General features: G+C 46.8%; 7 protein-coding genes. 3 read left to right on the forward strand and 4 right to left on the reverse strand.

Features of this window, described 5'->3' with window-relative positions:
• Positions 1-5: 5 nt before the first annotated feature.
• Both SD450_RS01520 and SD450_RS01525 read left to right on the forward strand, forming a co-directional pair.
• Positions 6-2,987, forward strand: a complete 2,982-nt coding sequence (locus SD450_RS01520) for a glycosyl hydrolase 115 family protein (RefSeq protein WP_318342892.1) — start codon at positions 6-8, stop codon at positions 2,985-2,987.
• A 35-nt stretch (positions 2,988-3,022) separates the two neighbouring features.
• Positions 3,023-4,984: a sialate O-acetylesterase gene (locus SD450_RS01525; RefSeq protein WP_318342893.1), complete on the forward strand. Its 1,962-nt coding sequence runs from the start codon at positions 3,023-3,025 to the stop codon at positions 4,982-4,984.
• Positions 4,985-5,007: 23 nt separating this feature from the next.
• Here SD450_RS01525 and SD450_RS01530 read toward each other — a convergent pair whose 3' ends face one another.
• Genes SD450_RS01530 through SD450_RS01545 form a run of 4 tightly spaced genes read right to left on the reverse strand, consistent with a single transcriptional unit; the run spans position 5,008 to position 10,827 of the window.
• A complete protein-coding gene (locus tag SD450_RS01530; RefSeq protein ID WP_318342894.1) occupies positions 5,008-6,690 on the reverse strand; it encodes a glycoside hydrolase family 43 protein in 1,683 nt (560 codons plus the stop codon).
• The gene (uxuA, locus tag SD450_RS01535) at positions 6,687-7,871 is read right to left on the reverse strand and encodes a mannonate dehydratase (RefSeq protein ID WP_318342895.1); all 1,185 of its coding nucleotides are present in this window, start codon (positions 7,869-7,871) and stop codon (positions 6,687-6,689) included. The genes SD450_RS01530 and uxuA overlap by 4 nt, the downstream gene beginning before the upstream one ends.
• 17 nt (positions 7,872-7,888) lie before the next feature.
• A complete protein-coding gene (locus SD450_RS01540; RefSeq protein WP_318342896.1) occupies positions 7,889-8,629 on the reverse strand; it encodes an SDR family NAD(P)-dependent oxidoreductase in 741 nt (246 codons plus the stop codon).
• Between the two features lie 17 nt (positions 8,630-8,646).
• Complete coding sequence (locus SD450_RS01545) at positions 8,647-10,827, reverse strand: alpha-glucuronidase family glycosyl hydrolase (RefSeq protein ID WP_404828210.1); 2,181 nt, start codon at positions 10,825-10,827, stop codon at positions 8,647-8,649.
• A gap of 418 nt (positions 10,828-11,245) precedes the next feature.
• On the opposite strand from SD450_RS01545, the gene uxaC reads away from it, so the two are divergent.
• Complete coding sequence (uxaC, locus tag SD450_RS01550) at positions 11,246-12,679, forward strand: glucuronate isomerase (protein WP_318342897.1); 1,434 nt, start codon at positions 11,246-11,248, stop codon at positions 12,677-12,679.
• Positions 12,680-12,705: the final 26 nt, after the last annotated feature.

Genomic DNA, 12,705 nt, shown 5'->3' on the forward strand with positions numbered 1-12,705 from the left:
AACCCATGAGAACACGCACGGATTTCCGCTTTTCTATATCCCATTGCCTTGCAGGATTGCTCCTGCTTTCGGTGTTCGCATCCTGCAAAGGAGAGCCAACACAAACTGGTGATGAAGCCAACAATATGGAAAAAATAAACACCCTTCCTACGGAAGATCCATTTCCCGATACTTCATTCTTGACAACGGATAAGACAAAAAGTGGATTTACATTGGTTGAAAACGGGGTTCCTGCCGCTATTTTGGTCAGTGAGTCCGATCATCCCGGGATTTTACGCATAGCTGGAATGTTCCAAAAAGATCTGGGCCTTGTCTCTGGTCAAGAAGCGGAATTGATTGTGGGCGAAACGCACCAAACACAAAACCTCATCATTGTGGGCACTGTGGGTAAAAGTAGTTTAATCGATAGGTTGGCCGAAGAAGGCAAAATCGATGTCACCGAACTGGACGGCAAATGGGAACAATTTATCATCACTCCCGTCCAAAACCCAATGGATGGGGTGGACAATGCCTTGGTCATAGCCGGAAGCGACAAACGCGGTACCATTTTTGGCATGTTCGACCTTTCGGAAAAAATGGGGGTTTCTCCTTGGTACTGGTGGGCGGATGTTCCTGTGAAAGTCCGCAAAAACATCTATGCGAAACCAGAAACCTATACCCTTGGCGAGCCCAAAGTGAAATACAGGGGCATCTTTATCAATGATGAAGCTCCGGCCCTATCGGGTTGGGTGACAGAAAAATACGGGGACTTCAACAAGCAATTTTATGAAAAGGTGTTTGAACTCATCCTTCGGATGAAGGGCAATTACCTTTGGCCCGCCATGTGGGGAAGGTCGCTTTGGGACGACGACCCTACCAGTGCCCCTTTGGCAGATGAAATGGGGGTGGTTTTGGCCACATCGCACCATGAACCCCTCATGCGCTCCCATGTGGAATGGGACCGTTATGGGGAAGGCCCGTGGGATTATGAAAAGAACCCCGAAAAGCTCCGGGAATTCTGGCGAGAAGGCATGGAACGCACAAAAGGACAGGAAAAAGTCGTGACCCTTGCCATGCGGGGAGATGGGGACGAGGCCATGAGCGAAGGGACCAACATAGACCTACTCGAAAAAATAGTGGAAGATCAGCGGGATATCATTGAAGAAGTAACCGGCAGGCCCATTGAGGAAACCCCTCAGGTATGGGCACTCTACAAAGAAGTCCAGGATTATTACGACAAGGGAATGCGGGTTCCGGATGATGTGACGCTATTGCTCTGTGATGACAACTGGGGGCAGGTACGGATTTTACCCGCTTTGGACAGTGAGCCTCGCAAGGGAGGGTACGGCATGTACTATCACTTTGATTTTGTTGGGGGGCCCCGAAGCTATAAATGGCTGAACACCACCCAAATTGAGCGTGTATGGGAGCAAATGCACCTCACCTACTCCTACGGAGTGGATGAGATTTGGTTGGTGAACGTGGGCGACATCAAGCCCATGGAATTTCCCATCAGTTTCTTTTTGGATTATGCTTGGAACCCAGAGGATTTCCCGGCAGAAAAGCTACCTCAATATTATACCGAATGGGCCCGAAATCAATTTGGTACGGCCCACGCCAAAGAGATTGGTGAAATCATAGCACTGTACACCAAATACAATTCCCGTAGAAAACCGGAACTCATCGAACCGACCACGTACAGCCTTCAAAACTTCAATGAAGCGGAAAACATGGTGGAAGATTACAATTCCCTTGTGGAAAGAACAAAAAAGGTGAAGGAAGAATTGCCCAAGGAAACGCACGATGCTTTTTACCAATTGGTGCAATATCCAGTGGAAGCTTGTGCAAACCTCAACGAAATGTACGTAGCTGCCGGCAAGAACAGGTTATACGGATTTCAAGACCGGGCCTCGACCAATTTCTATGCCGATAAAACAAAAGAACTGTTCTATAAAGACGCTGAATTCACAACCTATTATCACGATTCTGTGGCCAATGGCAAATGGAACCACATGATGTCCCAGACCCACATGGGGCATATCACCTGGAGTGATCCCGCTTACAATAAAATGCCTACGGTTTCCTATATCCAATCCGGCACCGAGGCCAATTTGGGTTATGTGGTGGAAAATGGCATCAGCAGGTCCCGATGGCTCCCAAGTGGGCTCAACAGCCGCAGTTTTTCCACTTTTGACCCTGTGAACGATCAAAACTACTATGTGGAGATCTTCAACAAGGGCAAGGAACCGTTGACCTATACCATTACCGCGGAAAATGATTGGATCACGTTGTCCTCACAAGGAGGGACCATTCAATATGAAGAAAAGGTCTATGTAAGCATTGATTGGGACAAAGCCCCCAAAGGACAGGATGCCGGCGAAATTGTCATCACCGCCGCCAATGCGGAGGAAGGTACAAAAGTGAGCGTCCCCATCCGAAATGACCTTCCTGAAGGGATAACTGGTTTTGTGGAAAACAACGGCATTGTTAGTATTGATGCAGTGAATTATCAAAATGCCAAGGAAACAGCTGACGTCTCATGGCAGACCATACCCAATTTGGGACGCACGGGTTCGGCGATTACGTCCATGCCGGTGACCGCTTCCAAGCAAAACCCAGGCGATGGTGGCCCTTATTTGGAATATGAAGTCTATCTTTTGGATGGAGGAACTTATAGTCTCACCACTTATTTTTCACCGACCCTTAATTTTCAGAAAGATGAAGGCTTGATCTATGCCGTTTCCCTTGATGACGGTGCGCCGCAAATGGTAAACCTGCACAAAGATGCCACCGCACCGGATTGGACCTACCCAACTTGGTGGAACGAAGCGGTAAAGGACAACATCATGAAGCAGACCGTTCTTGAAAAAGAACTGTCCGCAGGAGCCCACACCATTAAGTACTGGGCCGTTGATCCCGGGGTGGTGCTGCAAAAGATGGTGTTGCAAAAAGAAGGCGTCAATGCAGAGAGCTATTTGGGTCCGCCAGAAAGCAAGATCATTAAATGATTTTTTAAATTAAACCGTACCATAAACCCATCATTTTGAAAAAAAGGCAATTTTTAATAACATTCATCCTACTGGTGTTCACGGCCACTGCCGGAATGGCCCAAATAACACTTCCAGAAATCATCCGGGATAGTATGGTCTTGCAGCGCAATGCAAAGATCCCCATCTGGGGATGGGCATCCGCAGGAGAACAGGTAACGGCCACTTTTAACGGCAAGCAACGAAAAGCGACTGCCTCAGCAGAAGGAAATTGGAGCGTGGAATTTCCCAAAATGAAAGCGGGCGGCCCCTATACTTTAAAAATTTCGGGGAAAAACGAAATCCTCTTGAACGATATCTTGATCGGGGATGTGTGGTTGTGTTCCGGGCAATCCAACATGGTACATCAAATGGACATCCATGATGTCACCTATGCCGAGGATATCGCCAATGCAAATTATCCCGAAATACGACATTTTAAAGTGCCCACAAAAACAGACTTGCAGGGCCCGAGCAAAAATCTGGCAGGTGGCTCTTGGAAGGCTGCCGTATCCGATGAAGTCCGGCCCTTCTCTGCCGTTGCCTACTTTTTTGCACTTAAATTGTATAAGAAATATGGAGTTCCCATCGGGTTGGTCAATGCCAGCGTTGGCGGCACACCCATAGAAGCATGGATAAACGAAGAAGGTTATCAAGGATTCCCTGAAAAATTAAAAATCATTGAAGAAAACAAGGATACCGCTTTTGTGAACAGCCATGTAAGAAGGGGCTTTTCAGGAAATCAGGGGGCCAAGGAACCTTCGGACAAAGGGCTTACCGGAGAAATCCCTTGGTATGAGGTGAATTTTTCGCCCAAGAACTGGCGTAGGATCAATATTCCCGGTTATTGGGAAGACCAAGGGGCCAGAGACCTCAATGGGGTGGTCTGGTACCGAAAGGAAATTATGCTGCCCCCCTCCATGTCCAGCCAAGAAGCCACCGTCTTTTTGGGCAGAATTGTGGATGCCGATGAACTCTACATCAACGGAAAAAAAGTGGGAAACACCACCTACCAATATCCCCAAAGAAGATATGACGTGCCGGCAGACCTCTTGAAAGCCGGAAAAAACATTTTTGTGATCCGGGTGACCAATAATTTTGGAAAAGGTGGTTTTGTGCCGGACAAACCCTATTACATTTTTACGGAGAAGGATACCGTCGACCTAAAAGGGTATTGGCAGTATAAGGTGGGGGAAGTGTTCCCTCCTTTTGATTTCTCCTCTTTTTCAAGAAATGAGGACGAAGAGCCCCGCGAAAGGACCGTAAACCCCCAGAATGAGCCCACAGTTTTGTTCAATGGCATGGTGGCGCCCTATACTCAACTTCCCATAAAAGGAGTGTTGTGGTACCAAGGGGAGAGCAATGCAGGTAAACCTGAAGAATATTTAGATTTGATGCATGCCCTTATCAATGGATGGCGCGGAATTTACAAGGATCCCGAGCTGCCCTTTATCTATGCACAGCTGCCCAATTTTGGGGATGTGACCTACTCCCCTACCGAAAGCAATTGGGCCGAACTTAGGGAAGCACAACTCAAGGCTCTGGGAGACCCCAACACCGCAATGACCGTCAACATCGACCTAGGGGAATGGAACGATATCCATCCGGACAATAAAAAAGATGTAGGGGAACGGATGGCCTTGGCTGCCCAAAAGATTGCCTATGGCGAAGATCTAGTGCATTCCGGGCCTCTTTATACAACTTCTGAAGTGGAAGGAGATAAAATCACCATTTCCTTTTCACATGTGGGCAGCGGATTGATTACAAATGATGGAGAAGCCCCAAGCAGCTTTGAGATTGCAGGGGAAGATAAAAAGTTTGTATGGGCCGATGCCAAGATTGAAGGAACCAAGGTCATTGTTTGGAGTGATGAAGTCCCCAACCCCAAATATGTGCGCTATGCCTGGGCTGACAATCCGGACAATCCCAATCTATATAACAAAGAGGGGCTGCCCGCATCACCATTCCAGACGGAATAGATCAACAGCGTATTTGGCTCCGCTTATTTTCTGAAAACAGGGTCGTTTCCAGTATATTTCAAATATTCAAAGGAGGCCGAGTTGTCCGTTTGTTCTCCTGATGAAGTGGCATACATCCCATATAGACAGCCGATAAATCCGCCCGCTTCCTTGGTACTCAGGAATTTGGCATCGACATTTTCTTTGACCAAATGCCAATCCTTTCCATTTATGGAATAATGGAAACTATACGTATCTCCCTTTGACTCAATGGCTAATTTAATTCTATCATTTTTAGACTTCAAAGGAACTTCAGCTATCGTGTCCATGACGGAATCATCTGTATTGCTCTTGAAAAGCTGGACCACATTTTGTCCGTCATTTTGTGATACGGCCAGAAAATAAAAGTGTTCTTCGTCTTGAAACGCCACCAAACCTGCTTTTTCACTTTCGCTTTCCGCACGGAACTGCATTTCCGTCTCTGCCCTACTGTAGAGGTGTTGCTGCCGTTTGCCCACAAAAGAGGGATTGCCATGTTCCGCAATGGTTTCTGGTTTTAGCTTTAAGACCAAACCCTGTTTTTTGGAAATGGAAAAAGAAGTACTATCCACCGTTCGCATAAAGAGCAATGAAGGATCCAAGCCTTTTTTAAGGTCCAAAGTGTATTCAAAATTTCCTGATTGGGGCAAAGCTTCTTCCTGTGGTATTTCCTTATAATCGACCTCATAGGCATATTTCACTTCCTCACCTCCCAGAGCAAAATGTGGCCAGTCATTCTTCCATTCAATCGGAGCGATGAATGTTTCACGTCCGGTGTTGTAATAATCCCCTTCATAGGGCCTTACGGCCAAAAAAATGGAGTAGGTCTTTCCATCGGGTCCTTCCACAAATTGGGCATGACCCGTGGATGTAATGGGATTTTCCCTGTCCTCTGGCAAATGCCTTTGGGTGAGTATGGGATTGTTTTCATAAGGAACATAGGGCCCTTTTGGCGATTTGCTTCTAAACACCACTTCGGAGTGGTTGACCGATGTGCCTCCCTCTGCAGCATACAAATAATACCATCCGTTTCTTTTCCAGATATGTGGCCCTTCAATCCAAACCGGTTTTTGCGAAATATCCACTCCCCCGTTCACCAATTGTGTTTCTTCGCCGACCACTTTCAGGTTTTCATAATCAAACTCGTACATCCTGATGGTCCTGTGCCCAGAATATAGTGGTTTATTGTCCGGGGCATCACTATTATAAAGGATATAGGCCTTGTCGGTATCCTTATCAAAATAAATGGAAGGATCGATTCCCCTGACCTCTGGAAGCCTTACCGGGTCGCTCCACGGTCCTGCAGGGTCAGTGGCCGTCACCACAAAATTTCCCATATTATCTATATCGGTGCAACTCACATAAAACATTCCTTTGTGATAACTAATCGCGGGGGCAAACAATCCCCGAGTCATCCGTTCGCCCATAAAATCCATTTGTGATGGACGATGGATCACGTTACCGATCTGTTTCCAGTTTTTGAGGTCTTTGCTGTGCATGACCGGAATGCCTGGAAAATAGGAAAAGGTGGAATTGACCAAATAATAGTCGGCATCGACCTTTACGATGCTGGGATCAGGGTAGAATCCGGTCAGTATGGGGTTTACGATAGTGGTTGATTGGGCTTTTATGTCCTTGGGACATAGCAATAGCGATAAGACCAGCGGGAGTAAAACTATTTTCTTCATTGTGCTTTTGATGGTTTCAGTTTATAGGAAATCCCGAGTTCCAATCCTCGTATTTCGGCCAAACCCTTCAGTCTTCCTATCAATGAGTAGCCGGGGTATTGTTCTTTGTTTCCCTCAAAGGAGTGCAAAAAACCATGATCGGGCCGCATGGGAAGGGAAACCTGTCTTTTTTGCATCAACAAAAGGATTTTCTCCACGACGGCCTCCATGGGATTATCCCCATTCAGGTGCTCGGATTCCCTGAAACGTCTTCCTTTTTCCCTTTTTACATTTCTCAAATGGAGAAAATGTATCCGATCTCCATGTGCATCCATGATCTGCAACAGATCGTTTCCAGGATGTGCGCCCAGCGAACCGGTACAATAGCACAGGCCATTGGCATTGATGGGCACTGCCTTGAATAGTTGTTCAAGGTCGCTTTGGGTGGACACCACCCTAGGAAGACCCAAGACCGAAAACGGGGGGTCGTCCGGATGTATGGCCAACCCAATGCCCAGTTTTTCGGCAACCGGGGCCACTTCGGAGAGAAAATAGATCAGGTTCTGGCGCAAGGTGGCATCATCGACTTCTCTGTAATCCTCCAACAATTCCAATACTTTTTCACGGGTGAAGTTTTCTTGGCTGCCGGGCAATCCCAACAGCACGTTCTTGAAGAGCGTCTGTTTTTCTTCTTCGTCCAAAGTGTTTCCATAGGCTTCCGCTTCCTGTAACTGCGCTCCGGTATAATCGGATTGGGCCCCTGGCCTTTGCAACAGGTAGGCATCAAAATAGATAAAGGCGGTTTCGTCAAAAAGAAGTGCCTTTGTTCCGTCCTGGTTAAGATACGACTGCTCGGTCCGTACCCAATCGAGTATGGGCATGAAGTTATAGGTGACTACCTTCAATCCACATTCGGCAAGGTTTTCCAGGCTTTTTTTATAGTTTGAAACAAATCGGTCACAAGCTCCCCCCTTTCGCTTGATGTCCTCGTGCACGGGCAAACTCTCCACTACCGTCCACTCCATTCCTTCATCCCGGATAAGTTGTTGGCGCTGCTTTATGTCCTTGATCTCCCACACCTCCCCTACGGGAATCTGGTGCAGAGCGGTGACAATTCCCTGTACCCCACATTGCCTTATGTCCCTTAACTTGATGGTATCGTGTGGGCCATACCATCTCATGGTCTGTTGCATTTTGATCATCTATCGGGCATTGGGTTTCAAAATCCTATACTGTTTCCTCCATCAACGGGGAGTACCGTCCCTGTTACAAATTTCGATTCATTTGAGGCAAAGAAGTATGCCGCATCCGCAATATCCTCCGGCAGTCCCATTTTGCCCATGGGTGTTCTGGAAAATACCTTGTCTTTTCGTGCGGGGTCGGAGTTGAGTGCCTTTGCCGTCATTTTGGTCTTGATAAAGCCCGGGGCAATGCAGTTGACGCGTATTCCGTATTCCGCCAATTCCACGGCCATGGCCCGGGTCATCCCCTCTATGGCGGTCTTGCTGGCCGAATAGGCAATTACCTTTGGTAAGCCATATTGGGCCGCCATGGAGCTGATGTTGATAATGCTTCCCCCGTTTTTTTCCTTCATTTTTTTTACCACTTCCCTGCTGATGGCAAAAACACTGAAAAGATTGGTCTGTACCACTTGTTCAAATTCGGAATCGGTCACATCCACAAAATCCTTTTTCATATTGATCCCTGCATTGTTCACCAAAATATCTATTTGGCCTTCTTTTTGAAAGATCTCATCGATCAAGGCCGGGATTTTGTTAAGATGGGTCAGATCAACGATGATCGGCACGGCCAGCTTACCTATTTCCGCGCAGGCCTCCTCCGTTTTTTCCTTGTTCCTTCCCAAAATATAGGTCTTGAGCCCGTTTTCACAAAACTTCTTTGCAGTCGCAAATCCCAATCCTGAATTGCCACCTGTGACTATGGCTATTTTTTTGTCCATCAACTTTTATCTGAGTATTAGTTCCAACTGGGCCGGATTCCCGGAGCGTATGGAAATTGTAGCGATTTGTAATGTTCGAGGGTGTTCTCCGGCTGTCCCATTTCCTTTGGAAAATCCATCTTGGAATAGGTTTGAAAGTATAGCATACAGGCATCTTTCCACCACTTTGCCTCTTTCAATTGTATGTCCAACAACATGGAAACTTGATGGTGCCGAAATTCATCGACATAAGGTTCCATGGCGTTCCAAGTCTTTATCATTTCCCTTACTTGATCCACGCCTTCTTGGTATTTGATTCCCAGCCCGTCCCAAAGTGTTCTTCCGTTCTTAAGCTGATAATCCCACGGCAGGTGATGAAACCATAAAAGGTATTCTTCTGGACAAGTGTTTGGGTCACTGAATTTTTCTTCGATTTCCGGTGCATATTGGGATAGGGCATTACTTCCGGTTCCCGTTCTATCAAATCCAATACCTTTTTCATCCGCTTTGTGATAGTACACGGGGTTCCATTCCGGTCTGGAGAGGTTGTCCACCCAAGGACCGGGACCATAATGGTGGCCCGTGTCAAAAATATGGTGGAGCCCCAGAGGGTTCATGTAATTTACGACCGCCTCTCGGGATTCGATCATCATTTTCTTGACCGGTTTCACAAAATTTTGATTAGTGGTAAACGTGCATCGCAGCCATTCCTCCGCAATGGTTTCCGAATCGAGATAGGGATCCCATGCCAGTCTTCCAAAGCCATACCAATCGGCCTGCCCAAAAGGATGGCCTGTCCAGTTCCTGTCTGTTCCTATGTTGGAAACCCCTGCCATGCCGGTCAATTTTTTATCGTCCAAAGTCCCATCCACCACTTTGGCCACCAAAGAGCCTTTTCCCTTGCTATACGTATCGGATTGAAGGACCTCTTCGAAGAGTTTGGGCAAATAGACAAGGTGTGTGGCAAACCCCAAATATTCCTTGGTAATCTGAAATTCCATCATCAAAGGGGTCTGTGGCATGGCCCCGAACATGGGATGGAACGGTTCCCTAGGTTGGAAATCGATGGCGCCGTTCTTTACTTGGATCAATACATTTTTCCTGAATTTCCCATCATCGGGCACAAACTCACTATAGGCCTGTTTGGCGCGGTCCGTGGGGTCGTGTTCGGAATATACGAAGGCGCGCCATATCACCACCCCGTCAAAAGGTGACAGGGCATCTGCCAGTAGGTTGGCCCCATCCAAATGGGTACGTCCGTAATTTTGTGGACCAGGCTGCCCTTCCGAATTTGCCTTCACCAGAAAACCACCAAAATCTGGGATCAGGTCATATATTTCCTTGGTCTTTTCCTTCCACCATTGGATCACATCGGCATCCAAGGGATCGGCGGTCTTCAGTCCCCCTATTTCAATGGGCGCGGAAAACCTTGCCGTGAGGTATACTTTTAAGCCGTAGGGTCTGAATACATCGGCCAAGGCCTTCACTTTTTCCAGATAATGGGGGGTCAAGATCAGAGCGTTGGCATTCACATTTGTAAGCACTGTGCCATTGATCCCAATGGAAGCATTGGCACGGGCATAGTCTATATAACGCTGGTCGGTGTAATCCGGAAGCGTATGCCAGTTCCAGATGGAAAAACCTGAATAGCCCCGCTCAATGGTTCGATCCAGATTATCCCAATGGTTCAACATCCTAATGTCCACCTTTGGTGAATCTATTATGTTGAGATCTTCCAACGAATGGTGCATTTGCATCAGTCTCAACAAGTGAAAAGTTCCATACAACAGACCGATATCCTCTTTTGCACTTAGCAAGATATAGGACTCCCCTGCCTCCTTGATGGATTTGATGACAAAGCCCTCCCTTTCCAAGGTGTTGATGTCCACATGCTTTTGCAAGCTCTGGGGCAGATGTGCAAAGGTTGACACAACGAGGCCCCTTTTCCCATCTCCGTACTTCTTGAAAACAACATCTTTATCCAATAATGTACCGAGGCCCTTGATCAGTTCCTTCTTTATAACTGTTAGGGTCTCTGAGCCTTCGTCCACGTAAACATTTGGGATTTGATCTTGGTAAGCCTGCAACAATCCGGCATCCGAAACCTTCTTATATTCCAGCCAAAGTCCATATCCATCTGTCATTGACAACAGTGTATTGGACAAGAGCATAAAAAACATAAAAAAGCAACCGGTCTTTACCTTCAAGGATTGTCCCATGATTTAGAAATCAGCAAAAAAATATAGATCAATCATTAAATCAATCAATTGCATTTAGTAAATTACACAAAAAATGCACAGATTGATAAAATGTTTAACGCAATCGATTGCGAATATAATTATTTTTACGAAATTTGAAGTCCAGTTACCAAAAATAAATCTCTCACCGCCAAACTATGGGATTTTTGAACCTCGCCTATTGCTTCGCCCCTTTCTTCTTCTTTTTGTGGGGCATAATCAGAACTCCGAGGACAAACTTGACAATGTCAAGGCTGATACAGCACAAGGCCTGGAATGTGATTTTCCATTTTATGACACCCCATCAACCATTCCATAAACCGCTGCTACTATTCGGGGCACTGACAATGGGCACGGAAAGCACTACACCCATCTAAGCATCACCAAAAGAAACAACCACATGCAAACATTCATTCACGATAATTTTCTGTTGGAAACCGACTATGCCAAAGAACTATATCACTGCTATGCAAAAAACCAGCCCATCATAGATTACCACTCCCATCTGCCGCCAAATGAACTTGCTGAGAATAGAGTTTTTAAAAACATGACCCAACTCTGGATCGATGGGGACCATTATAAGTGGAGGGCCATGCGCGCCCTGGGTATTCCGGAAAAGTACATAACAGGTGATGCACCAGACAGTGAAAAATTCAAGAAATGGGCAGAAACGGTTCCCTATGCCCTTCGCAATCCCCTATACCACTGGACCCATCTGGAACTCAGCCGTTATTTTGGGATCGGTGACCTTTTGACCCCCAAGACTGCAGGAAAAATATATGAAGAATGCAACGCCAAACTTGGCATGGAGGATTATTCGGCACGTGGCCTGATCGACAGAATGAACGTTGAGGTGGTCTGCACTACGGACGATCCTTTGGACAATCTGGACCATCACAGGGACCTTGCCGAATCCGGTTGGCCCGTAAAGGTGCTCCCGACTTTCAGGCCGGATGGGCTGATCTCCATTGAAAAAGGGACATTTCCCGATTACCTCGCTTCACTTTCCAAAATCACTGACATCAAGATCACCGATTTTGAATCCTTGGGCGAGGCCATCAAGAAAAGAGTGGATTATTTCCATAGAAACGGTTGCCGACTTTCAGACCACGGCCTTCCACATGCTTATGCGATGGATTTTACCGAGGCGGAGATCAACAACATCCTGTCGGAACGTCTGCAGGACAAGACCATCTCCAAAAAAGAGGTGGCCCAATACAAATCTGCCATCCTTGTCCTTTTGGCTGGCTTCTACACCGAGAAAAAATGGACCATGCAACTCCATTTGGGTCCCATTCGGGACACCAACGAAGTCATTTTGTCCAAGGTCGGCTTCAATGCAGGGGTGGACAGCATAGGTGATTTCCAACAGGCCGAACAACTTGCCGGTCTATTGAACAGCCTGAACAACAAAGGCCATCTCCCAAAAAGCGTGCTGTACAACTCCAATCCCAACGACAATGAACTGTTTGCCACCATGGCGGGCAACTTTAACGGGGATGGTATAAAGGGCAAGGTACAGTTTGGGGCGGCATGGTGGTTCCTCGATCAAATGGATGGCATCACCAATCAATTGAACGCCCTTTCCAATATGGGACTGTTGAGCTGTTCTGTTGGGATGCTTACGGACAGCCGGAGTTTCCTATCCTTCCCACGGCATGAATATTACAGAAGAATTCTCTGCAATATGCTGGGCAACGACATCAAGGCCGGTCTTTTGCCGAACGATATGGAATGGATCGGGAAAATTGTAACGGATATTACCTACAACAATGCCAAGGAATTTTTCCAGTTTCCCACTTATGTGGAAAAAGTTCCTTTGGAAAATGGATAAGAAGGGCTACACTCCTACTCGATTGT

Source organism: Flagellimonas baculiformis, from assembly GCF_033441575.1.
Taxonomy (GTDB): domain Bacteria; phylum Bacteroidota; class Bacteroidia; order Flavobacteriales; family Flavobacteriaceae; genus Flagellimonas; species Flagellimonas baculiformis.